The sequence below is a fragment of the Salmonella sp. NW645 genome (assembly GCF_051703725.1).
In the GTDB taxonomy this organism is placed as follows: Bacteria; Pseudomonadota; Gammaproteobacteria; order Enterobacterales; family Enterobacteriaceae; genus Salmonella; species Salmonella enterica.
Map to the genome: position 1 here is coordinate 349,312 of NZ_JAMMKR010000005.1, position 23,815 is coordinate 373,126.

General features: G+C 53.2%; 25 protein-coding genes. 11 read left to right on the plus strand and 14 right to left on the minus strand.

Annotated elements, in window-relative coordinates; translation table 11 throughout:
- Window positions 1-13: 13 nt before the first annotated feature.
- Together pgk and epd are read right to left on the minus strand one after the other, a co-directional pair.
- The gene (gene pgk / locus NA389_RS13485) at window positions 14-1,177 is read right to left on the minus strand and encodes a phosphoglycerate kinase (RefSeq protein ID WP_000111274.1); all 1,164 of its coding nucleotides are present in this window, start codon (window positions 1,175-1,177) and stop codon (window positions 14-16) included.
- Between the two features lie 21 nt (window positions 1,178-1,198).
- Entirely contained in the window at window positions 1,199-2,245 is a 1,047-nt protein-coding gene (epd, locus tag NA389_RS13490; RefSeq protein ID WP_000218338.1) for an erythrose-4-phosphate dehydrogenase, read from the minus strand.
- A 373-nt stretch (window positions 2,246-2,618) separates the two neighbouring features.
- Here epd and NA389_RS13495 point away from each other — a divergent pair, with 373 nt between their 5' ends.
- Genes NA389_RS13495 through NA389_RS13515 form a run of 5 tightly spaced genes read left to right on the plus strand, consistent with a single transcriptional unit; the run spans window position 2,619 to window position 5,704 of the window.
- Window positions 2,619-3,044 carry a PPC domain-containing DNA-binding protein gene (locus tag NA389_RS13495; RefSeq protein ID WP_000218562.1) on the plus strand — a complete coding sequence of 142 codons (426 nt, stop codon included), beginning with the start codon at window positions 2,619-2,621 and terminating at the stop codon, window positions 3,042-3,044.
- A gap of 25 nt (window positions 3,045-3,069) precedes the next feature.
- Complete coding sequence (locus NA389_RS13500) at window positions 3,070-3,648, plus strand: ECF transporter S component (protein WP_000124004.1); 579 nt, start codon at window positions 3,070-3,072, stop codon at window positions 3,646-3,648.
- On the plus strand, window positions 3,649-4,356 hold the full coding sequence (locus NA389_RS13505; RefSeq protein ID WP_000553268.1) for an energy-coupling factor transporter transmembrane component T: 708 nt from the start codon (window positions 3,649-3,651) through the stop codon (window positions 4,354-4,356).
- Complete coding sequence (locus NA389_RS13510; RefSeq protein ID WP_001530229.1) at window positions 4,344-5,021, plus strand: ABC transporter ATP-binding protein; 678 nt, start codon at window positions 4,344-4,346, stop codon at window positions 5,019-5,021. The genes NA389_RS13505 and NA389_RS13510 overlap by 13 nt, the downstream gene beginning before the upstream one ends.
- On the plus strand, window positions 5,015-5,704 hold the full coding sequence (locus tag NA389_RS13515) for an energy-coupling factor ABC transporter ATP-binding protein (RefSeq protein ID WP_000956934.1): 690 nt from the start codon (window positions 5,015-5,017) through the stop codon (window positions 5,702-5,704). The genes NA389_RS13510 and NA389_RS13515 overlap by 7 nt, the downstream gene beginning before the upstream one ends.
- Here the strand turns inward: NA389_RS13515 and NA389_RS13520 are convergent.
- The 7 genes from NA389_RS13520 to tkt form a co-directional block, all read right to left on the minus strand.
- Window positions 5,673-6,389 carry a nucleoside/nucleotide kinase family protein gene (locus tag NA389_RS13520; RefSeq protein WP_000684840.1) on the minus strand — a complete coding sequence of 239 codons (717 nt, stop codon included), beginning with the start codon at window positions 6,387-6,389 and terminating at the stop codon, window positions 5,673-5,675. The genes NA389_RS13515 and NA389_RS13520 overlap by 32 nt on opposite strands.
- On the minus strand, window positions 6,386-6,895 hold the full coding sequence (locus NA389_RS13525) for an MltR family transcriptional regulator (protein WP_000209974.1): 510 nt from the start codon (window positions 6,893-6,895) through the stop codon (window positions 6,386-6,388). The genes NA389_RS13520 and NA389_RS13525 overlap by 4 nt, the downstream gene beginning before the upstream one ends.
- Before the next feature lie 213 nt (window positions 6,896-7,108).
- Window positions 7,109-8,086: a class II fructose-bisphosphatase gene (gene glpX, locus NA389_RS13530; protein ID WP_001667039.1), complete on the minus strand. Its 978-nt coding sequence runs from the start codon at window positions 8,084-8,086 to the stop codon at window positions 7,109-7,111.
- Window positions 8,083-9,357, minus strand: coding sequence for a zinc-binding dehydrogenase (locus NA389_RS13535; protein WP_000853171.1), 1,275 nt, complete (start codon window positions 9,355-9,357; stop codon window positions 8,083-8,085). Before NA389_RS13535 ends, glpX begins: the two co-directional genes overlap by 4 nt.
- A 23-nt stretch (window positions 9,358-9,380) precedes the next feature.
- Complete coding sequence (locus NA389_RS13540; RefSeq protein WP_000400411.1) at window positions 9,381-10,760, minus strand: PTS mannitol transporter subunit IICB; 1,380 nt, start codon at window positions 10,758-10,760, stop codon at window positions 9,381-9,383.
- A gap of 27 nt (window positions 10,761-10,787) precedes the next feature.
- A complete protein-coding gene (gene cmtB, locus NA389_RS13545; protein WP_001518319.1) occupies window positions 10,788-11,231 on the minus strand; it encodes a PTS mannitol transporter subunit IIA in 444 nt (147 codons plus the stop codon).
- Between the two features lie 311 nt (window positions 11,232-11,542).
- A complete protein-coding gene (gene tkt / locus NA389_RS13550) occupies window positions 11,543-13,534 on the minus strand; it encodes a transketolase (protein WP_000098648.1) in 1,992 nt (663 codons plus the stop codon).
- A 275-nt stretch (window positions 13,535-13,809) separates the two neighbouring features.
- Here tkt and NA389_RS13555 point away from each other — a divergent pair, with 275 nt between their 5' ends.
- Entirely contained in the window at window positions 13,810-14,568 is a 759-nt protein-coding gene (locus tag NA389_RS13555) for a M48 family metallopeptidase (protein ID WP_000701825.1), read from the plus strand.
- Window positions 14,569-14,668: 100 nt separating this feature from the next.
- On the opposite strand, the gene speB is transcribed toward NA389_RS13555, so the two are convergent.
- The 5 genes from speB to NA389_RS13580 form a co-directional block, all read right to left on the minus strand.
- Window positions 14,669-15,589: an agmatinase gene (gene speB / locus NA389_RS13560; protein WP_000105550.1), complete on the minus strand. Its 921-nt coding sequence runs from the start codon at window positions 15,587-15,589 to the stop codon at window positions 14,669-14,671.
- Window positions 15,590-15,816: 227 nt separating this feature from the next.
- Complete coding sequence (gene speA, locus NA389_RS13565) at window positions 15,817-17,793, minus strand: biosynthetic arginine decarboxylase (RefSeq protein WP_001278580.1); 1,977 nt, start codon at window positions 17,791-17,793, stop codon at window positions 15,817-15,819.
- Between the two features lie 8 nt (window positions 17,794-17,801).
- Window positions 17,802-17,933, minus strand: coding sequence for an acid stress response protein YqgB (gene yqgB, locus NA389_RS13570; RefSeq protein ID WP_000729109.1), 132 nt, complete (start codon window positions 17,931-17,933; stop codon window positions 17,802-17,804).
- An 85-nt stretch (window positions 17,934-18,018) separates the two neighbouring features.
- On the minus strand, window positions 18,019-18,168 hold the full coding sequence (locus NA389_RS13575) for a hypothetical protein (RefSeq protein ID WP_001751809.1): 150 nt from the start codon (window positions 18,166-18,168) through the stop codon (window positions 18,019-18,021).
- Between the two features lie 59 nt (window positions 18,169-18,227).
- Complete coding sequence (locus tag NA389_RS13580; protein WP_001543499.1) at window positions 18,228-18,527, minus strand: hypothetical protein; 300 nt, start codon at window positions 18,525-18,527, stop codon at window positions 18,228-18,230.
- A 55-nt stretch (window positions 18,528-18,582) separates the two neighbouring features.
- Between NA389_RS13580 and metK the strand changes: the two genes are divergently transcribed.
- The 5 genes from metK to rsmE all read left to right on the plus strand — a co-directional run bounded on the left by metK (window position 18,583) and on the right by rsmE (window position 23,811).
- Complete coding sequence (metK, locus tag NA389_RS13585; protein WP_438795985.1) at window positions 18,583-19,737, plus strand: methionine adenosyltransferase; 1,155 nt, start codon at window positions 18,583-18,585, stop codon at window positions 19,735-19,737.
- Window positions 19,738-20,229: 492 nt separating this feature from the next.
- A complete protein-coding gene (gene galP, locus NA389_RS13590) occupies window positions 20,230-21,624 on the plus strand; it encodes a galactose/proton symporter (protein WP_001113171.1) in 1,395 nt (464 codons plus the stop codon).
- A gap of 78 nt (window positions 21,625-21,702) precedes the next feature.
- Window positions 21,703-22,200 carry a SprT family zinc-dependent metalloprotease gene (locus NA389_RS13595; RefSeq protein ID WP_000856775.1) on the plus strand — a complete coding sequence of 166 codons (498 nt, stop codon included), beginning with the start codon at window positions 21,703-21,705 and terminating at the stop codon, window positions 22,198-22,200.
- A 95-nt stretch (window positions 22,201-22,295) separates the two neighbouring features.
- Complete coding sequence (gene endA / locus NA389_RS13600; protein ID WP_000286131.1) at window positions 22,296-23,003, plus strand: deoxyribonuclease I; 708 nt, start codon at window positions 22,296-22,298, stop codon at window positions 23,001-23,003.
- Window positions 23,004-23,079: 76 nt separating this feature from the next.
- Window positions 23,080-23,811, plus strand: a complete 732-nt coding sequence (gene rsmE, locus NA389_RS13605; RefSeq protein WP_001222488.1) for a 16S rRNA (uracil(1498)-N(3))-methyltransferase — start codon at window positions 23,080-23,082, stop codon at window positions 23,809-23,811.
- The last annotated feature ends 4 nt before the right edge of the window (window positions 23,812-23,815 follow it).

Here is a 23,815-nt window from a genome sequence, read left to right on the forward strand (position 1 = left end):
CTGCCCGTAACGATTACTTCTTAGCGCGCTCTTCGAGCATCGCTACGGCTGGCAGAACTTTACCTTCCACGAATTCGAGGAATGCGCCGCCGCCAGTAGAAATGTAGGAAATTTTGTCAGCAATGCCGAACAGGTCGATTGCCGCCAGGGTGTCGCCGCCGCCAGCGATGGAAAACGCTTCGCTATCAGCGATGGCATTCGCCACGATTTCAGTCCCTTTACGGAAGTTCGGGAACTCAAACACACCAACCGGGCCGTTCCACAGAATGGTTTTGGCATTCTTGAGGATTTCAGCCAGCTGCTGAGCGGAAGCATCGCCGATATCCAGGATCTGCTCGTCTTCTTTCACGTCGTTAACGGATTTCAGAGTCGCCGGTGCGGTTTCGGAGAACTCGGTGGCAACGCGAACATCGGTCGGAACCGGGATATCGCAAGTGGTCAGCAGACGTTTTGCTTCGTCAACCAGGTCAGCTTCGTACAGGGATTTACCGACACTGTGGCCCTGAGCGGCAACGAAGGTGTTGGCAATACCGCCGCCGACAATCAGCTGGTCAGCGATTTTAGACAGGGAATCCAGAACGGTCAGTTTGGTAGATACTTTAGAACCACCAACGATAGCCACCATCGGACGAGCCGGTTCTTTCAGCGCTTTACCCAGCGCATCCAGTTCAGCGGCCAGCAGCGGGCCTGCGCACGCGACGTCAGCAAATTTGCCGATACCGTGGGTAGAAGCCTGCGCGCGGTGCGCAGTACCAAAGGCGTCCATCACGAATACGTCACACAGGGCGGCATATTTTTTAGACAGCGCTTCGTCGTCTTTCTTTTCGCCTTTGTTAAAGCGAACGTTTTCCAGAACCACCAGCTCACCTTCGGCCACGTCAACGCCGTCCAGGTAATCTTTGACCAGGCGAACCGGGTTAGACAGTTTGTCTTTCAGGTAGTTAACAACCGGCAGCAGAGAGAATTCTTCGTTGTACTCGCCTTCGGTAGGACGACCCAGGTGGGAAGTTACCATCACTTTCGCGCCCTGTTTCAGAGCCAGTTCGATGGTCGGCAGAGAGGCGCGGATACGCGCGTCGCTGGTCACTTTCCCTTCTTTAACAGGTACGTTCAGATCCGCACGGATAAAAACGCGTTTCCCGGCCAGATCCAGATCGGTCATCTTAATTACAGACATGGTGAATCCTCTCAATGATGCTTAAAGTTTTGTCGACGCTGACGCGTCGAGCCTGAAACCAACTGCGGCCATCGCTAACGTGGTGTCGAGCATCCGGTTAGCAAAGCCCCATTCATTATCGCACCAGACCAGCGTCTTGATCAGGTGGGCGCCACTGACCCGGGTTTGCGTGCCATCAACAATGGCGCTGTGCGGGTCGTGGTTAAAATCTATCGAGACCAACGGTGATTCCGTATAGTCAACTATACCATGAAATGCACCTTGTGCTGCTTTTTGCAGCAACTGGTTGACTTCACTGGCTTTTACTGGTTTTTTCACCGTTACGCTTAAATCGATCGCCGTCACATTAATGGTTGGAACGCGCACGGCAATTGCCTCAAAACGATCGTTAAACTGCGGGAATATACGCGTAATGCCTGCCGCCAGTTTTGTATCTACCGGGATAATCGACTGGCTGGCCGCGCGCGTGCGCCGTAGATCGGAGTGATACGCGTCGATCACCTGCTGATCGTTCATCGCGGAGTGGATCGTCGTGACGGTACCAGACTCGATGCCGTAAGCATCATCCAACAATTTAATGACGGGAATTATGCAATTCGTGGTACAGGACGCGTTTGAGACAATACGATGTTCCGCACGCAGTTGGTTCTGGTTCACGCCAAAAACGACGGTGGCGTCAAGATCGTTGCTGCCCGGATGAGAAAAGAGCACTTTCTTCGCGCCAGCGGCAATATGCGCCTCGCCATGCTCCCGGTTGCCATATACGCCCGTACAATCCAACACGACATCCACGCCCAGTTCGCGCCACGGCAGATCCGCCAGCGTTCGTTCATGCAGAATACGAATGACATCGTCGCCGACAAAAAGCTGCTCGCGCTCGTGGCGAACCTCCCATGCAAAACGCCCGTGGCTGGTATCGTATTTCAACAAATGCGCCATGCCTGCGGCATCCGCCAGCTCGTTGATGGCCACCACGGTAATTTCCGCCCGACGTCCGGATTCATACAAAGCACGAACCACGTTACGCCCGATGCGACCAAAGCCATTAATCGCTATGCGTACGGTCATAGGTCTCCTGCAAGGCTATCCCGATTCAGATGAGGCTGACAGAGTAATGCAGCTCATCGTCGAGTAAAACCTCACCTGTCGCAAACTGCGACTGATTGGTTAATTGTCGAACATTTAATTAACTGAAACGCTTCAGCTAGAATAAGCGAAACGGGGAATAAAAGGAATGTTTGTCCAGTCGAAGAAGACAGTTATCTGACCTGCATCACATTTCATGGCCGCTTACGCTGCAATTTATTCCATATTTAAGAATCACCAGTACATCCGTCAGATCTTTTCATCGCCGCGTCACAAATACTGATTTATATCAGAAAGCGCTGCCGCCAGCGTCTATATTATCAGCGCCACGTCCGAGTCTCGGAGTCCTGTAACGATGACTGTATCTCACCACAATGCCTCTACAGCGCGCTTTTACGCGCTTCGTCTGCTTCCCGGCCAGGAAGTGTTTTCCCAATTACACGCCTTTGTGCAACAGAACCAATTACATGCCGCCTGGATTGCAGGGTGTACCGGCAGTCTGGCCGATGTTGCGCTGCGTTATGCCGGGCAAGAGGCGACCACATCGCTCACCGGCACGTTTGAAGTTATCTCGCTAAACGGCACGCTTGAATTGACCGGCGAGCATCTACATCTCGCGGTATCAGATCCCTACGGAGCCATGCTCGGCGGCCATATGATGCCAGGGTGTACCGTGCGTACCACGCTGGAACTGGTTATCGGCGAACTACCAGCGCTGACGTTCAGCCGTCAACCGTGCGCCATTTCCGGTTATGACGAACTGCATATTTCTTCCCGTTAATTGACGACTCTTTAAGAGGTACTTTATGGCGCGTCGCCCGTTTTCCAGCCAGTCTCTGGTGCTGATTGTCATCGCTATTGCCATCAATATGATTGGCGGACAGCTTATTAGCATGTTGAAGCTGCCTATTTTTCTCGACTCGATCGGCACCTTAATTAGTGCGGTGCTGTTAGGGCCGTTCATCGGCATGTTGACTGGGCTTCTGACCAACTTGCTGTGGGGGCTTCTTACCGACCCTATCGCTGCCGCGTTTGCCCCGGTAGCGATGGTTATCGGTCTGGTCGCCGGGTGGCTGGCGCGCGCAGGCTGGTTTCGTACCCTGCCCAAAGTGGTCGTCAGCGGGGTCGTCATTACGTTAGCGGTGACGCTGGTCGCCGTACCGCTTCGTACCGCGCTTTTTGGCGGCGTTACCGGTAGCGGCGCTGATTTATTCGTCGCCTGGATGCATTCAATGGGCCAAAACCTGGTAGAGTCGGTCGCGATTACCGTCATAGGCGCTAATCTGGTCGATAAAATTCTGACGGCGATCATCGTTTGGGTGCTGCTGCGTCAGCTACCGTTACGTACGACACGGCATTTTCCTGCGATGTCAGCCGTACGCTAAATGCATCCGTTTACCTCGTTAACCTTATGGGCGCTGGCGGCCTGCACCACGCTGCTACTCCCTGCGCAAACCGTGCTCCCGGTTTATAGCGCGGCGGCCTTCCTCTGTCTGCTGGCGCTGAAATCAACGCGGCGGCGGGCGAAGTATGTCGCCTGGCTGATGCTGTCTTTAGGGTTTGGGCTATGGCTGGTACATGGCGGTTGGCTAACGGAATGGATAAGCGGGCAGCCTCGCGATCCGCAACGCTGGATATATGCCGTTACGCTATGGCTACGCCTGCTGGCGATCGTGTCGACGTCGCAGCTATGGATGCAGTATGTGCCGGTTCAGCGGCTTATTCGCGCCCTGTTCGCTTCACGTCTGCCCCCCGGCATCGCTTACCTGTTCGCTGGCCCGCTGCTGGTCGTCGAACAGCTCAAACGACAACTGACGATCGTTTATGAAGCCCAGCGCGCGCGCGGCGTACCGCTGGATGAAGGCTGGTATCAGCGGCTACGGGCGATGCCAGCGCTGATCGTGCCGCTTACGCAAAATGCGCTTAACGATCTGACAATACGCGGCGCGGCGTTGGATATGCGGGGGTTTCGGCTGCATCGAGCCCGAACCACGCTGTGGGCGCCGAAAGATAGCGTGTTACAACGGGTTGCGCGGTATGGCATGGTACTGCTAATACTGGCGGAAGCGGGAGTATGGATATGGTTACGTTAGAGCAGTTTCGTTATCTTCCGTCCGATGCGACACGCCCGCCGGCATGTTTTGATTTCCACTATTCAACACCCGGAATAGTGGCGATAGTCGGCGATAACGGCAGCGGAAAAAGTACGCTGGCGCAACTGATGGCTGGCTGGTATCCGGATTATCTTCCCGGCGATATTGACGGCACAGGCTTACTGCTTGGCGTCCCTATCGGGCGGCTCCCGCTGGTAGAACAGTCGCCCACCATCCAGTTGGTGCAGCAATCGCCATATTTACAGCTTTCCGGCTGTACCTTTAGCGTAGAGGAAGAGGTGGCGTTTGGCCCGGAGAATCTCGGCCTCCATGAAGCGGAAATTCTACGGCGCATTGACGAGGCGCTGACCCTGACAAACTGCCAGTCGTTACGCCATCGCCATCCCGGCACGCTCTCCGGCGGCGAAACGCAGCGGGTAGTGATTGCCAGCGCGCTTGCCATGCAGCCCAGGCTATTAGTTCTTGATGAAGCCTTCAGTCGGCTGACGTCAGCGGCCACCGGGGCGCTGCTGGAACGGTTACAACAGTGGGCGCTGGAACGTCATTCTCTCATTGTGCTTTTTGAGCGTAATCATTTTCCTTTTCTGACGCGATGCCAGCGGGTATGGCAATTGCGTGACGGAGCGCTAACCCCATTATGTTGACGTTAAATCAGGTCGCTTATCGCTGGCCGAATGCCGCAGCTGACTGTCTGCACGCTATCTCGCTTGAACTTCAGGACGGCGAATGGCTGGCGTTGACCGGCGATAACGGCGCGGGAAAATCAACGCTGTTACGGATTATGTCCGGCCTGCTTTCCCCCACTTCCGGCTCGGTAACGCTTAATGGAGAGCCGATTTCGCAGCTTAAAAATCGTCAACGCGCCGCCGCTATCGGCGTACTCTTTCAGGAAGCGGAAAACCAGATTTTCCACAGCAATGTCGCGCAAGAGGTCGCTTTTGGGCTGAAACTACAACGCTTATCGGCGGAGGAAATTTCACGGCGCACGCAGGCCGCGCTGCGGTTATGTCAGCTAACGGACGTCGCCGAGGCGCACCCGCTTGATCTGCACGCCGCGCAGCGCCGGATGGTGGCGGTCGCCAGTCTGGAGGCGATGGCGCCGACTGTGCTATTGCTGGATGAACCCAGCCGGGATTTTGACGCCCACTGGCTAACCGTATTTGAACACTGGCTGGCGACATGCCGGGCACGGGGAACCAGCGTCGTGGCGATTAGCCATGACGCTGCGTTTACCCGGCGTCATTTTTCACGGGTGGTACGGCTGCATAATGGCGCGATAACGCCGCGTAACATCATTAAGGACACGCCATCCGATATTCGCCCGTAGAGGTCATTTCCAGCATGAGATCGGCTGGCAGGCTACTTTCCAGCACCCGGCGCACATTTGGGCCGTCGGTGCGTTCATAAAAGGTTTCCGCCTCCGCCTGTGATAATCCTCCCGCCAGTTTACGTCCAATCAACCGGGCGCGTAAGGTTTCCGCCGGGGCGCGAATAAATAATGAGAAATCGCAAAACTCCGCTAACGCGCGCCATCTGTCGTCATCCCGCAGGAGCCAGTTTCCTTCCACAATCACGATCGGCGCCGTGACCACAACAGCGTGTTCCACCGGGTCGTGCCGCTGTCGGTCGTACTGCGGCCAGGTCGCTTCGCCAGCCCGCACCAGACGCAGATTTTCCGCCAGCTTATCAACGTCAAAGGTTTCCGGCGCGCCTTTACAGGCACGTAAATGATGCGCCTCCAGCCAGCGGTTATAGTAATGAAAGCCATCCATGGGAAGCGTTTGAATTTCCGGCAGGCCAGCATCCTGACGAGAGAGATATTCCCAGAAGGTGGTCAGCGTGGATTTGCCTGTGCCGGGCGGCGCGCTAAGAAAAACGATGGTACGGCGCTCAGGTTTAGCGGCATGTACTTTAGCCAGTTGTTGCAGTAAGGGCTTGTGAACCTTCTCTATTTCATCATCATGATAATGTGCTTCAACGTGCAGCCCATTAACCGTTAATGCGATTTTCACGGCGTTAATTCCTTTAAAATTGTCGTTACCGCCAGCGCCATCGCCGTTTTGACCATACCGGTAAAACGCACCTCAGACCACGCGGCGAAGTCGGCAAACTTCATCGACTCCAGCGCGCCATATAAGGGCGCATTACGGGTAATACAGTTAACGTTACTGATGAAGTCCCAGGTAATGTCGTCGGCAAAACCGGGAATCGCGTCCTGTTCATGCAGGTACTGATAAAACTGAGAAAAATGGGTGATGTCAGCGTAGAGCCATTTATCCATTTTCCCCAGCGCATAAATCAGACGTAATGCAACGTCGATATCGTCAAGCGGCCCGCTTTGAGCGAGTAACGGCTTCACTGCATATTCCACAATTTCTTCATCATTATCGACAAACAGCGACGGCAGAAAGCGCTTAATGCCCTGGAGCAAAATGTTATGTGCCGTCGTCATAAACGAAAGTAAATTATTTTGAGCATCCAGTTGCTCAAGCACATCGTCTTCTGTCAGCGTCGTCATTTGTGTCCCGATATACTCATCGTCTTTCAAGCTACAGGTGGGCGTGGACTTGCCACCGTCCTTCATCCTGAAAAGCCCAGAGTATATACCCTAAATAATTCGAGTTGCAGACAAGCGGCAAGAGAGAGAACCACCAGGAGCTTACATGAGTAAGTGACTGGTGTGAACGCGCGTCGCCAACGTACTTGCAACGTGAAGAATGACGGGGATAAGTCACCATGAATGCAGAGAGTCTATAATATTACACGTTCGATCTGCGCTACCGATCAGTAAAAGTAAAGTTTGCGTGCGCACACCGTTCGCAACCCGTTGGATCCCGTTAACCAGATCGCCGCCCGTAACGCCCGTCGCGCTAAAGAGAATGTCGTTACCGGCAGCCAGCTCGTCAAGGGTGTAGACACGGTTAACCGCAACGCCCATTTCTTCGCAGCGTTGACGCTCCTGTTGCGCCACCAGGCGGTTGTCAGCGTTGTCCCCTTTCGCTTCACAAAAGTCGAGTAGCTCCGCCTGCATATCACCGCCCAGCGCTTTTACCGCACAGGCGGAAATTACGCCTTCAGGCGCGCCGCCAATGGTATACATCAGATCATAAGGGTTATCCTGCAAACAGGTCAGGACGCTGGCCGCCACATCACCATCGGGGAGAGCGAATACCTTAACCCCAAGTTGCGTCGCCTGTGTAATGGCCGGTTTCAGCCGCGGTTTATCTAACGTGACCATACGCAGATCCTCCAGCGGCTTATTTAGCGCCCTGGCGACATTTCGCAGGTTATCGGTTAACGATAACGCCAGATTGATCACGCCTTTCGCCTGCCGATTTACAACCAGCTTTTTCATATACATATCGGGCGCATGTAACAAGCTGCCCCGGGGCGCAAACGCCATGACGGCCAGCGCATTACTTTGTCCCATGGCGACCATTCGGGTGCCTTCTATAGGATCGACGGCGATATCCACCTCCGGCCCCTCGCCGTTACCCACCTCCTCGCCAATCCATAACATGGGTGCATGATCGATCTCCCCCTCGCCGATGACGATCCGCCCACGGATGGCGATATCATTCAATGCCTGTCGCATCGCGGTAACAGCCAGCCCATCAATTCTGTTCTTATCGCCGCATCCCGTTTGCGGCCAGGCAGCCAGTGCTGCCTGCTCCGTAATGCGAAATAGCGGCCATGCCAGAGACATCATGCCGCCTCCCCGATATCCACGCCAAATTGCGCCAGCAGGTATCTTTCCGCTTTTTCGTTCCAGATGCCGTGCGTCTCTTCAACCAGACGCGCCAGCTCCCTGAACAACGGATCCGTTTTTCCTTTTTCGGCGAAATCAGTAATCGCCGTCAGCGGCATGGTGACGCCGTTATAGATAAGCTTCTTACCGCCGGGAATATCCGGCAGGTTGAGTACGGTGTCCGGTACTGCATCCAGCCCACCAATATGCGTCACCATGAATGAAGGCTGAAGCTGTCCTGTTGCGCTTAACGTAATAGCCTCTTTCATATCCTCTGTGGAGCCGCCAGATGTCCCTACGACATGGGTACTGTTGTAATGCACATTGTAGAAATTAAACGGTACCTTGAACTGGCTATCTGTCGGCCCGGCAAAGAAATTCAGGCAACCGTCTTCGGCGAGAAGATCGTCAGCCATTTCAACGACGGACGGAACGGCGGCATAAACAAAGACATCATCAAATCCTGCGCCATCGGTTAATGTCCGAAGTTGCGCAGCAGGATCAGCCATGCCCGCGGTATTCACATAGATAAGCTCAATGCCCTTCTCAGCGGCCTGTTTGACCGGCAGCAGTTTTTTAGCCTGCGCCAGGCGGGCTTCATCGATATCGACCACCACAACTCGCGCCGGCTGGATCCCGCCGTTAATGGCATAATCAATCGCACCAATGCCCATCGGTCCGGCACAGGCCAGGAGCGCGATATTACCGCCGGGTTTGACTCCCATCCGATGTTCATAAACATAAGGTGTTGTATGGTAATTGGCGTTATAAGCGCCAATAATGCAGCACATCGGTTCCGCCAGCGATGCCGCGGCAAAATATGAGCCGTGATACGGTAAAACACAGCCCAGATTAATCGCTACTTCCGGGATTATCATGTACGTGGCGTTACCGCCAAAATATTCGTAACTGTAGCCAGCAGAATAACCGCTCGGCAGGCCCATCGCCGGTTGTAAAACAAAACGCTGTCCTTTTTTATATTTATCAGTCAGATTTTTTCCTACTTCGACGATAATTCCAGCACATTCATGCCCCGTAATGACTGGATGATTTTCCAGATCATCTGGCACTCGTTTATGTTCACTGCCTAATAAAGCGGCTTTCCAGGTAGAGAGACATACGCTGTCGGAAATTACGCTTACGAGCAGTTCATTCTCCGTAATGTCGGGTAATTCAAACTCACGGATACGGACATCCCGCTTGCCATATATAGCAGCTACTTTCGTTTTCATATTTACTCCAGAAACCTGAAATATTAATTCGATGTCAAATGGTTAAATAAATCATCAAGGCACGGATCGCCAATATAGTTTTTAATAAGTATTAAGGGCTTATCGCTGACTCGCTTAACCCGTCCTTCAAGGCTGGCGTGGGTAACGATAATATCGGCATCATCCGGTACATTTTCGATAGCGTAATGTTTAACGTCGATAGTCAGGCCCGCCTTTTCCAGACGTCGGCGGAACGTTGTGGCGCCCATTGCGCTGGAGCCCATCCCCGCATCGCAGACAAAGGCGATACGTTTCACGTCGCGATATGAAAATTTGCCTTCTTGCTTCATGGCTTTCACCGCTTTAGCGGAATCACTAAAAGTATCTTCGCTGTCGGCTTCGCTACTTTTTTCCATTTTCAAAATGAAAGCGGTGATAATAAAGGTCACTGCCGTTCCCGCCGTTACGCCAGCAATCGTAGCAAGGAAAGAACCTTTCGGCGTCAGCGCCAGGTAAGCGAAAATTGACCCCGGGCTTGGCCCTGCAACCAGGCCGCCATCCAGCAGGTTAAACACCCATGTTCCGCTCATCCCGCCGGCAATCATGGCGATGAGTGTTAATGGCTTCATCAGTACATAGGGGAAATAGAGCTCATGAATCCCCCCGAGGAAATGGATAATCATGGCGCCAGGCGCAGATTTCTTTGCCATTCCTTTGCCGAATAGCGTAAAGGCAAGCAGCAAACCTAAGCCAGGCCCCGGGTTAGAGGCCACCATAAAGAAAATGGACTTTCCGGTTTCCGACGCCTGTTGCATTCCCAGCGGATAATAAACGCCCTGATCGATGGCATTGTTCAAAAAGAGGATTTTTGCCGGTTCATTGATTAAAGACAGCAGCGGCAGATAGCCCGCATGTACCAATGATTCAATACACTCCTTCACAAAGTTATTGGCAATAAGTACCGCCGGACCAATCACTTCAAAACCCAGCAGGCACAAAATCATCCCGGCGATACCCAGCGAGAAGTTATTAATCACCATCTCAAAACCGGCGGGAATCCGCTTTTCCAGCAACCGATCAATATATTTAATGACCAGACCGCCGAGAGGTCCCATAATCATTGAGCCAAGAAACATGGGGATATCAGCACCGATGATAACGCCAATGGTGCCAATTCCCCCCATCACGGCGCCACGCTTTCCACCGACCAGATGTCCACCGGTAGAACCAATCATCACCGGCAGTAAATAAGTAATCATCGGGCCGACAATTTTGGCGAAATGCTCATTTGGCATCCATCCGGTTGGAATAAATAATGCAGTGATAAAACCCCAGGCAATAAAAGCGCCGATATTGGGAATGACCATCGCGGTCAAAAATCCCCCAAAAGCCTGGACCTTTGCACGAGCAGACTTGTGTTCCATATTAATATCCTGTAAAGGAGAGAATAATTATGCGCGAGCTATAATATCCGCCAGCTCTTTTTCTGATTTCGCAGCTAATAACGCCGCTAAAACATCCTCTTCACATAATAGTTCGCTTAACGCCTGAATAGCGCCAATATGTGAATCTGAATCTGCTGCTGACAGGCCGATTAATAATTTTATGCCGTCATCCTCGTCGGTAAACTGCACATCCTGCCTGAGCAATGTTAATGACATCCCGGTTTTTAACGCGCCGCATTCGGGGCGAGCATGAGGCATCGCGACACCAGGTGCCAGAATATAGTAAGGACCATTACTGATTGTTGAATCTTTGATAGCCTGAATATAATTTTCATTTATATAACGATTAGCCAAAAGTGATGACATGGAAAAATCAACAGCTTCCTGCCAATTTTGTGCCAATGGTCTTATTGTAATAGATGCTTCAGGAAAATAATCTATTAACCGCATAAACTATCCTTATTTTATTTTTAGGGTACAACTTGTCGTTAAAAATAAAATACGCGGGCGGCAAAATGAAATCAATCCAGGCGAAAAAGCGAGCGCTTAAAATGACATGATTATAATTTATCTATAAAACAACCTGTTATAATTATAAAAATAAAAAGCAAGCTTAATTTTGTGATGTTAATTGCAAATTCAATAAATAATAAAATATCAAAATTGTGATAAAAATCACAAATAAAGTCTTGTTAGCGATAAAATAAATGTATCTAAAAAAATGGGTCGCCGAAGCGACCCGTTTCATGCCGTATTAAGGATTACAGCAGCGCTTTCGCTTTGGCGATCACGTTGTCCACCGTGAAGCCAAACTCTTCAAACAGCAGCTCTGCCGGAGCGGATTCACCGAAGGTGGTCATCCCGACAATAGCGCCGTTCAGGCCGACGTATTTGAACCAGTAGTCAGCGATACCCGCTTCAATCGCCACACGCGCAGAGACCGCCTTCGGCAGCACGGATTCACGGTAAGCCGCATCCTGTTTGTCGAACGCGTCGGTGGACGGCATGGAAACCACGCGCGCCTTCACGCCTTCGGCAGTCAGTTTTTCGTAAGCGGCAACCGCCAGCTCAACTTCTGAACCGGTCGCAATGAAGATAATCTGCGGCTGGCCCGCACAATCTTTCAGTACGTAACCACCGCGGGCGATATTCGCCAGTTGCTCTTCAGTACGTTCCTGCTGCGCCAGGTTCTGACGGGAGAGGATCAGCGCGGTTGGGCCATCCTGGCGCTCTACGCCATATTTCCACGCCACCGCGGATTCCACCTGGTCGCACGGACGCCATGTGGACATGTTCGGCGTTACGCGCAGGCTTGCCACCTGCTCGACCGGCTGGTGCGTCGGGCCATCTTCGCCCAGACCGATGGAGTCGTGGGTGTACACCATCACCTGACGCTGTTTCATCAACGCTGCCATACGCACTGCGTTACGGGCATATTCGACGAACATCAGGAAGGTGGAGGTGTACGGCAGGAAACCGCCGTGCAGGGCGATACCGTTGGCGATAGCGGTCATACCGAATTCACGCACACCGTAGTGAATGTAGTTACCCGCCGCGTCTTCGTTGATAGCCTTAGAACCGGACCACAGGGTCAGGTTAGACGGTGCCAGGTCTGCAGAGCCGCCGAGGAATTCCGGCAACAGCGGACCGAAGGCTTCGATGGCATTCTGGGACGCTTTGCGGCTGGCGATTTTCGCCGGGTTAGCCTGCAGTTTAGCGATGAATTCATTCGCTTTCGCATCGAAGTCAGCCGGCATGTCGCCTTTCATACGACGGGTGAATTCAGCAGCTTCCTGCGGGAAGGCTTTCTCATAAGCCGCGAATTTCTCGTTCCATGCGGATTCTTTCGCCTGGCCGGCTTCTTTCGCATCCCACTGGGCGTAGATTTCAGACGGGATTTCGAACGGCGCGTATTTCCAGCCCAACTGTTCGCGGGTCAGCGCGATTTCCGCGTCGCCCAGCGGCGCGCCGTGGGAATCGTGGGTACCCTGTTTGTTCGGCGAACCGAAACCGATGATGGTTTTGCACATCAGCAGGGACGGTTTGTCAGTCACGGCGCGAGCTTCTTCCGTGGCGCGTTTAATGGCGTCGGCATCATGACCGTCAATGCCACGGATAACGTGCCAGCCGTAGGCTTCAAAACGTTTCGCGGTGTCATCGGTGAACCAGCCTTCAACATGACCATCGATAGAGATACCGTTGTCATCATAGAACGCGATCAGTTTGCCCAGTTTCAGAGTACCAGCCAGAGAGCACACTTCGTGAGAAATGCCTTCCATCATGCAGCCGTCGCCCATAAAGACGTAGGTGAAGTGGTCAACGATGTCGTGGCCAGGACGGTTAAACTGCGCCGCCAGAGTTTTCTCGGCAATCGCCATCCCGACGGCGTTGGCAATACCCTGACCCAGCGGGCCAGTAGTGGTTTCAACACCAGCGGTGTAGCCCACTTCCGGGTGACCAGGGGTTTTTGAATGTAGCTGACGGAAATTCTGCAGTTCGGACATCGGCAGGTCATAGCCGGTGAGGTGCAGCAGGCTGTAAATCAGCATTGAGCCGTGGCCATTGGACAGCACAAAGCGGTCGCGGTCGGCCCAGGACGGGTTGGTCGGGTTGTGGTTCAGGAAATCACGCCACAGGACTTCGGCAATGTCAGCCATACCCATCGGGGCACCCGGGTGACCGGATTTGGCTTTCTGTACTGCGTCCATGCTCAGCGCACGAATAGCATTGGCAAGCTCTTTACGTGAGGACATTTTGACTCCAGATCGGATGTTGAAAGGCCATGCCCGTAACGACTTGACGACAGCGCGTTTTGGGCTACGCCGGAAAATTTGCCAACAATTTACCCCAAGCCGCGCGTCATGTACATGGAACATCCTTTTACCGCTTCAGAAATCTCCGGATCGTGCTCGTATGTTGCGCAATTAGCTAACTTGCCTGCCATGCTTTTCTTTATACTTAACCCAGGCGCTAATTCATCTGCAACGGGCGCATTTCAAAATAATATTAATTCGTATGGAAGAGAAAAATGAAAATTCGCGCTTTACTGCTTGCTTTGGGCATGGCGACGGTGCTGACCGGTTGCCAGAATATGGACTCTAATGGACTGCTTTCTTCGGGCGCTGAAGCTTTTCAGGCCTATACGTTAAGCGATGCGCAGGTAAAAGCGCTGAGCGATCAATCCTGTCAAGAGCTCGACAGCAAAGCGAAAATCGCGCCGGCGAGCAGCGAATACGCTAAACGACTGACAAAAATTGCCGCCGCGCTGGGGGATAACATTAACGGCCAGCCGGTGAACTATAAGGTTTACGAGACGAAAGACGTCAACGCGTTTGCCATGGCGAACGGTTGTATCCGCGTCTACAGCGGACTGATGGATATGATGACCGACAACGAAGTTGAAGCCGTGATCGGCCATGAAATGGGCCATGTCGCGCTGGGTCATGTAAAGAAAGGGATGCAGGTCGCGCTGGGCACTAACGCCGTGCGCGTCGCGGCGGCATCGGCAGGAGGCGTTGTCGGCAGCCTGTCGCAATCACAGCTTGGCGATCTTGGCGAAAAACTGGTGAACTCGCAGTTCTCTCAGCGTCAGGAGTCCGAAGCGGATGATTATTCTTACGATCTGTTGCGCAAACGCGGTATCAGTCCGGCAGGACTCGCTACCAGCTTTGAGAAACTGGCAAAACTGGAAGCGGGTCGTCAAAGCTCAATGTTCGACGATCACCCGGCGTCCGCCGCACGCGCACAGCATGTGCGCGATCGTATGAGCGCGGACGGGATCAAATAACCCCCGAACAGTGCCGGATGGCGGCGTGAACGCCTTATCTGGCCTACAAGCATCAATCAGCTGTAGGCCGGATAAGCGCAGTGCCATCCGGCAAAACAACTTACTCGCCCTTCTTCGCCGCCTGGATATAGAGCATTTCTAATGCCAGCGTCGCGGCCGCCAGAGCGGTGATCTCTGACTGATCGTAAGCCGGCGCGACTTCCACTACATCCATACCGACAATGTTCAGATCTTTCAGACCGCGTACCAGTTTAATGGCGCGATCGGAGGTCAAACCGCCGATCACCGGCGTACCGGTGCCAGGCGCAAACGCCGGGTCCAGACAGTCGATATCAAAGGTCAGATAGACCGGCATATCGCCGACGATCTGTTTCACCTGAGCGAGAATATCATCCACGCCGCGATCGTTGACCTGGCAGGCATCCAGCACGGTAAAGCCATTGTCTTTGTCAAACTCAGTGCGAATACCGATCTGTACCGAATGATGCGGATCGATCAGGCCTTCTTTCGGCGCGGTGTAGAACATCGTGCCGTGATCGAATTCGCAGCCGTTAGCGTAGGTATCGGTATGCGCGTCAAAATGTACCAGCGCCATTTTGCCAAAATGTTTCGCGTGGGCGCGCAGCAGCGGCAGCGTGACGAAGTGGTCGCCGCCGAAAGAGAGCATACGCTTGCCTGCAGACAGCAGTTTTTCAGCGTGCGCCTGTAATTTTTCGCTCATTTCACGGGCATCGCCAAACGCATACACTAAATCGCCGCAGTCTACGACGTTCAGGCGCTCGCGCATGTCAAAATTCCACGGGAAACGGTGATGTTCCCAGGCGAGGTTGGTCGACACCTGACGGATCGCCGCCGGGCCATGACGACCGCCAGCGCGACCGGACGTTGCCATATCAAACGGTACGCCAGTGATCACCCAGTCGGCATCGCTGTCATACGGCTGGAAGTTCATTGGCAGACGTAAAAAACCAAACGCATTAGAAACCAGTGAGTTATCGTACTGATGACCTAAGGTGCTCATGTCCTGACCTCTTTTAGAGTCGTTGCATTAAAACAGATGAAAAAAATCCCCTCCGCGTCGTTAAACCCGACGAGGAAGGGATTGATTTGTAAATCGCTATTGCGGCGAATTATCGCCGTTAATTCATACGGGTTCAAGTGAGTATAGCATTCTGCTGGGTGGTGGCTTTACCTTATCCAGCCTGCATTCGTAGGCCCGGTAAGCGCAGCGCCACCGGGCATCAACGGCTACTCATCTTCAAGATAAGTATAACCGTACAGTCCCGCTTCAAATTCCTCAAGGAACTGCTGCTGCAACGCATCGTCCAGATCCGTCTGTTTTACCTGGTCGCGGAAATGCGTTAACAGCGTTTTCGGATCCAGTTGCACATATTGCAGCATATCCGCAACGGTATCGCCTTCGTCCGACAGCTCAACCTCGACGCTACCATCCGGGAAGACAAACACGTCAACCGCTTCAGTATCGCCAAACAGGTTGTGCATGTTACCGAGGATCTCCTGATAGGCGCCGACCATAAAGAAGCCGAGCATCGGCGGATTCTCTGGATCGTATTCCGGCATCGGCATCGTCGTGGCGATACCGTCGCCATCGATATAGTGGTCGATAGCGCCATCGGAATCACAGGTAATATCCAGCAGCACGGCACGACGTTCCGGTACCTGATCTAACCCTTCCAGCGGCAGCACCGGGAAGAGCTGATCGATTCCCCACGCGTCCGGCATTGACTGGAACAGCGAGAAGTTGACGTACATTTTGTCCGCCATTCGCTCTTGCAGTTCGTCGATAATCGGACGATGCGCACGGTTTTGCGGGTCCAGTTGCTTCTGCACTTCATGGCACATGCTGAGATAAAGTTGTTCCGCCCAGGCGCGCTCCTGCAAACTAAACGCGCCGGAAGAGTAGCCGATATGAATATCGTGCAGATCCATTTGGCTATCATGCAGCCACTCACGCAGCGAGCGGCGGGTGCCAGGTTTATGCATCTCCTGCCAGGTTTCCCAGAGATTTTGCAGCGCGCGCGGCGCATCTTCAGCAGGGGCAGTCGGATCCGTGTATTCGTTACGCTCCACGCCGATAATGTTAGAGACCAGTACCGTATGGTGCGCAGTGACGGCGCGGCCAGACTCGGTAATCACCGTCGGATGCGGTAAACCATGCTCTTCGCAGGCATCGCCAATCGCCCAGATGATGTTATTGGCATATTCGTTCAGGCCATAGTTCACCGAACAGTCGGACTGCGAGCGGGTACCTTCATAATCCACGCCCAGACCGCCGCCCACGTCGAAGCACTGGATATTCACGCCCAGCTTATGCAGCTCAACATAGAAACGCGCGGACTCACGCACGCCGGTCGCGATATCGCGAATGTTCGCCATCTGCGATCCCAGGTGGAAGTGCAACAGTTGCAGACTGTCCAGACGCCCGGCGTCACGCAGGGTCTCCACCAGTTGCAGCACCTGCGTCGCCGCCAGGCCGAATTTTGATTTTTCGCCGCCGGAGGATTGCCACTTACCGGATCCCTGAGAGGCCAGACGCGCACGCACGCCCAGGCGAGGAACCACGTTCAGGCGCTCAGCTTCTTCCAGCACAATCGCGATTTCAGACATCTTTTCGATGACCAGATAAACCTTATGGCCCATCTTCTCGCCAATCAACGCCAGCCGAATGTATTCACGGTCTTTATAACCATTACAGACGATCACGCTACGGGTCATGCCGGCATGCGCCAGCACCGCCATCAATTCCGCTTTCGACCCCGCTTCCAGCCCCAACGGTTCACCGGAATGGATAAGGGACTCGATCACGCGGCGATGCTGATTGACCTTAATCGGATAAACGAGGAAGTAGTCGCCGTTATAACCGTAAGATTCACGCGCACGCTTAAACGCCGCGTTAATTGAACGCAAACGGTGTTGCAGGATCTGCGGGAAGCAGAACAGCGCCGGCAGACGCTGGCCTTGCGCTTCGCGCGCTTTCACCAGTTTGGCAAGATCGACACGCGCTTCCGGTACGTCGGGATCGGGGCATACGCTAATATGGCCCAGCTCGTTGACGTCGTAGTAGTTATTGCCCCACCAGGCAATATTGTAAGTGCGCAGCATCTTGCTGGCTTCCTGGGAGCTCATTGCAACCTCCTGCATGGAGCGTAGTACACCCTGTTCGCCTGCTGACGAAGGCGAACCCATAGACATGTCGTCAGACATAGCGAACCTCAATTTTTATTAGCAAGTGTAAAACAGTTGACCACTATCGCAATCCGAAGACGCGATAACAACCCATAGACAAGCGGATTTTCCAGCAGATAGCGCTGATGCTCCGCCTGCGCGACCGGTTTCTTTTTCATATCATTGTAAACACGTAACCGAACTCACAGATAACGGTTCGGCGAAACCACGAGAAAACTCTTGCGTTAACAAGAGCGCCCTTGTTCAGTCTTCAGCGCCATTGCCGGCTCTGGAATCCTGAGAAGCGCCGAGATGGGTATAACATCGGCAGGTATGCAAAGCAGAGATGCAGATTGCGGGGGACATGCGCGCACCAGAACGATGCGACAGATTCAGCAGAATACAACGGTTCATTATCTCGTATCACCTCCACGGCCGCCTCGTAAGACGAACCCACAAGCCAAAGCAACGTTTTAACCCGGCTGGAAGTGGCGACACGAAGAAAACGTCGTGTGCTTTTGTATGAGCCGCGCGTCGCGTTTTATACCCAGAACGCAGAAAAAAAGCAAAGCATAAATGCGCATAATGTCAGCATTATCAGAAACGTTTACCGCCTGATTTTGACCGACATTGCGACGGCCTTCAAAAAAAGCTGGAAATTGGGCGAAGAAGTGACCTAAAATAGCCGTCCAGATGTTAATCCATCCATACTGATTAACACTCAGACTGCCAGTGTCAGTGACCTTCAGACTCATGGTAGAATCTTCTGTCATGACTATTCCGCACAACAGTTTGAGCTAACTAAATTCTCCTTAGGTGAAATTAAATATGGCAAAACACCTTTTTACGTCTGAGTCCGTATCAGAAGGGCATCCTGACAAAATCGCAGACCAAATCTCTGATGCCGTGTTGGATGCTATCCTGCAACAGGATCCGAAAGCACGCGTCGCCTGTGAAACCTACGTTAAAACCGGCATAGTTTTAGTTGGCGGTGAGATCACCACCAGCGCCTGGGTCGATATCGAAGAGATTACCCGTAATACGGTGCGCGAAATTGGCTATGTGCATTCCGACATGGGCTTTGACGCCAACTCTTGCGCGGTACTAAGCGCAATTGGCAAACAGTCTCCGGATATCAACCAGGGCGTTGACCGCGCAGACCCGCTGGAACAAGGCGCGGGTGACCAGGGCCTGATGTTTGGCTACGCGACAAATGAAACCGACGTACTGATGCCTGCGCCAATCACCTACGCGCACCGTCTGGTACAGCGTCAGGCTGAAGTGCGTAAAAATGGCACCCTGCCATGGTTGCGTCCGGATGCAAAAAGCCAGGTCACTTTCCAGTATGACGACGGCAAAATCGTCGGTATCGACGCCGTGGTTCTCTCTACGCAGCACGCAGAAGATATCGACCAAAAATCGCTGCAAGAAGCGGTGATGGAAGAGATCATCAAACCCATTCTGCCGTCTGAATGGTTAAATACGTCCACTAAGTTTTTTATCAACCCAACCGGGCGTTTTGTTATCGGCGGCCCGATGGGCGATTGTGGTCTGACCGGTCGTAAGATCATCGTTGATACCTACGGCGGTATGGCGCGTCACGGCGGCGGCGCCTTCTCCGGTAAAGATCCGTCTAAAGTTGACCGTTCTGCAGCTTACGCTGCGCGTTATGTCGCGAAAAACATCGTGGCGGCAGGTCTGGCGGATCGCTGTGAAATCCAGGTCTCCTACGCTATCGGCGTAGCGGAGCCGACGTCCATCATGGTGGAAACGTTCGGTACTGAAAAAGTGCCTGCTGAACAGTTGATTCTGCTGGTGCGCGAATTCTTCGACCTGCGCCCGTACGGCTTGATTCAGATGCTGGATCTGCTGCACCCGATCTACAAAGAAACTGCGGCTTACGGCCACTTCGGTCGCGAAAACTTCCCATGGGAAAAAACCGACAAAGCGCAACTGCTGCGCGATGCTGCCGGTCTGAAATAATCGCCCGCGCCTGACGCTGTTTTTCAGTCAGGTAAACCATACCGTACTTATCAAGGCCAGCGCCCTGCTGGCCTTTATCATTGCTGATACACACAACGTTATCAGATGTTCCAGCGTGTATTTATACTGACCTTTTTGTGATGCGCAGCACAATCCACTCTCCCCTTTCGTTTCTTCGACTACACTTTTTATCATTCAGTTTCAGTCATCATGAAAGCGGTTACATTCATTTTCATTAAGAACTGACCGCATCACTATCGGTATGCTAATTCTGCGATGAAAATATTACATAATTTTTCAACTTTGTCTGAATACCAGGCGATTGATATGGTTATAAGATTATTAAAACTATTATTTTTCAGATAATTAAATAATCACCGAGATAAATAGTAGTGTAAACGATTACACCATTGTGATTAGCCTCACATCTTTTTACGGCGTACTCACCTACTCTTAACATCGATAAAATTGCTAACCCAACCGGAGGGCATAATGCCTGACAATAAAAAACAAGGGCGTTCCAACAAGGCCATGACATTTTTTGTCTGCTTTCTTGCAGCCCTGGCAGGATTACTTTTTGGCCTGGATATCGGCGTTATCGCCGGTGCTTTACCCTTCATTACCGACGAGTTTCAGATTACCGCACACACTCAGGAATGGGTGGTCAGCTCCATGATGTTTGGCGCGGCCGTCGGCGCTGTCGGCAGCGGCTGGCTCTCCTTTAAGCTGGGTCGTAAAAAAAGCCTGATGATCGGCGCTATCCTGTTCGTCGCCGGTTCGCTGTTCTCCGCTGCGGCGCCTAACGTTGAAGTCCTGATTATTTCTCGCGTGCTGCTGGGTCTGGCCGTCGGCGTCGCTTCCTACACCGCACCGTTGTACCTGTCCGAGATCGCGCCGGAAAAAATTCGCGGCAGTATGATCTCAATGTACCAACTCATGATCACCATCGGGATTCTGGGCGCTTATCTGTCCGATACCGCGTTCAGCTACAGCGGCGCATGGCGCTGGATGCTCGGCGTGATCATCATCCCAGCCATTCTGCTGCTGATCGGCGTCTTCTTCCTGCCGGACAGCCCGCGCTGGTTTGCGGCGAAACGCCGCTTCCATGATGCTGAACGCGTCCTGTTGCGCCTGCGTGACACCAGTGCGGAAGCAAAACGTGAGCTTGATGAAATTCGCGAAAGTTTGCAGGTTAAACAGAGCGGTTGGGCGCTGTTCAAAGAGAACAGCAACTTCCGCCGCGCCGTGTTTCTTGGCATTTTGTTGCAGGTAATGCAGCAATTTACCGGGATGAACGTCATCATGTATTACGCGCCGAAAATCTTCGAGCTGGCGGGGTACACAAATACCACGGAGCAGATGTGGGGCACCGTTATTGTTGGTCTGACTAACGTCCTGGCAACCTTCATCGCTATCGGCCTGGTTGACCGCTGGGGTCGCAAACCTACCCTGACGCTGGGCTTCCTGGTCATGGCGATTGGTATGGGGATTCTGGGTACGATGATGCACATCGGCATCCATTCGCCGTCTGCGCAATACTTCGCTATCGCTATGCTGCTGATGTTCATCATTGGATTTGCGATGAGCGCTGGTCCGCTGATTTGGGTACTGTGCTCCGAAATCCAACCGCTGAAAGGCCGCGATTTCGGCATCACCTGCTCCACCGCGACCAACTGGATCGCCAATATGATCGTCGGCGCAACGTTCCTGACCATGCTGAACAATCTGGGTAACGCCAACACCTTCTGGGTCTACGCTGGCCTGAACGTGCTGTTTATCCTGCTGACCCTGTGGCTGGTGCCGGAAACCAAACACGTTTCGCTGGAACACATTGAACGTAACCTGATGAAAGGTCGTAAACTGCGCGAAATCGGCGCCCACGACTAATCCCTCCACGCTTCCTCCTGCAACAGGGGGAAGCGTTTTTCTTGCAGTCCCTCTTCCGTCGCACTATTCTCTGCCGCTATGAAAACCCCTCGTCTCCCTATCGCTATTCAGCAGGCCGTAATGCGCCGCCTGCGGGAAAATCTCGCCCAGGCGAACCTCAAGCTCGATAGACATTATCCGGAGCCGAAACTGGTGTATACGCAACGCGGCACCTCGGCGGGCACCGCCTGGCTGGAGAGCTACGAAATCCGCCTCAACCCGGTGTTACTGCTGGAAAACATCGACACCTTTATTGCAGAGGTCGTGCCGCATGAACTGGCGCATCTGTTGGTGTGGAAGCACTTCGGACGCAAGGCTCCGCATGGCAAGGAATGGAAGTGGATGATGGAAAGCGTGCTGGGCGTTCCGGCCAGACGTACTCATCAATTTGCGCTGCAATCCGTACGGCGCAATACCTTTCCCTACCATTGCCAATGCCAGCAACATCAACTCACCGTCCGCCGTCATAATCGGGTAGTACGCGGCGAAGCGGTTTATCGTTGCGTTCACTGCGGCGAACCACTGGTCGCCGGGTAGTTTCCCGAAACGTCCGGGAACTTTCCTGAGCGGACTGATTGCATACAGACACAACTTTCGTTACGTTGCGGGCTCGTTTTGCTATGGAGTGTGCAATGTACCGTAATTTCTCTTTTGCCGCTGTGTTGCTGGCCGCAGCGTTTTCAGGCCAGGCCCTGGCCGATGGCATTAACAATTTTTCTCAGGCCAAAGCGGCGAGCGTCAAAGTCAATGCCGACGCGCCCGGCAGCTTTTACTGCGGGTGCCAAATCCACTGGCAGGGTAAAAAAGGCGTCGTAGACCTGGAGTCCTGCGGCTATAAGGTGCGTAAAAACGAGAATCGCGCCAGACGCATTGAGTGGGAGCACGTTGTCCCCGCCTGGCAATTCGGTCATCAGCGCCAGTGCTGGCAGGACGGCGGGCGAAAAAACTGCGCTAAAGATCCGGTCTACCGCAAAATGGAAAGCGATATGCATAACCTACAGCCCGCCATTGGCGAAGTGAATGGCGATCGCGGCAACTTTATGTATAGCCAGTGGAACGGCGGCGAAGGTCAGTACGGGCAATGCGCCATGAAAGTGGATTTTAAAGCGAAAATCGCCGAGCCGCCCGCCCGCGCCCGTGGCGCAATCGCCCGCACTTATTTTTATATGCGCGACCAATACCAACTGAAACTTTCCCGCCAACAAACGCAGCTTTTTAACGTCTGGGATAAGCAGTACCCCGTTACCGCCTGGGAGTGCGAGCGCGATGCGCGTATCGCGAAGGTCCAGGGTAATCATAATCCCTATGTGCAACGCGCTTGCCAGGCGCGAAAGAGCTAACCTACACTAGCGGGATTCTTGTTAACCCATGCCCTGGATAGCCAAACGCCGGGGCCATGACGCGGATTTTTTTATTATGCGTATTCCCCGCATTTATCACCCTGAATTGTTGACGTCCGGTACGCAGATTTCGTTATGCGAAGATGCGGCCAACCATATTGGTCGTGTACTGCGCATGGGACCGGGACAAGCGTTACAGCTGTTTGACGGCAGTAATCAGGTATTCGATGCTGAAATCATTAGCGCCAGTAAGAAAAGCGTTGAAGTGCAAGTGATGAAAGGCGAAATCGACGATCGTGAATCGCCGCTGCATATCCATCTGGGCCAGGTGATGTCGCGTGGTGAAAAAATGGAATTTACTATCCAGAAATCGATCGAACTGGGTGTAAGCCTCATTACGCCACTGTTCTCTGAGCGCTGCGGCGTTAAACTGGATAATGAACGTCTGAACAAAAAGCGCCAGCAGTGGCAAAAGATCGCCATCGCCGCCTGCGAACAATGCGGGCGTAACCGGGTGCCGGAAATTCGCCCGCCGATGGCGCTGGAGGCCTGGTGCGCCGAGCAAGATTCCGGGCTGAAGCTCAATCTTCATCCGCGCGCCCATGCCAGCATCAACACTCTGCCGCTGCCGGTTGAACGCGTCCGACTGCTGATCGGCCCGGAAGGCGGGCTGTCGGCGGACGAAATCGCGATGACCGCGCGCTATCAGTTTACTGATATTCTGTTAGGACCTCGCGTTCTGCGTACTGAGACAACCGCGCTCACCGCCATTACTGCGCTACAGGTGCGTTTTGGCGACTTAGGATGAAGCG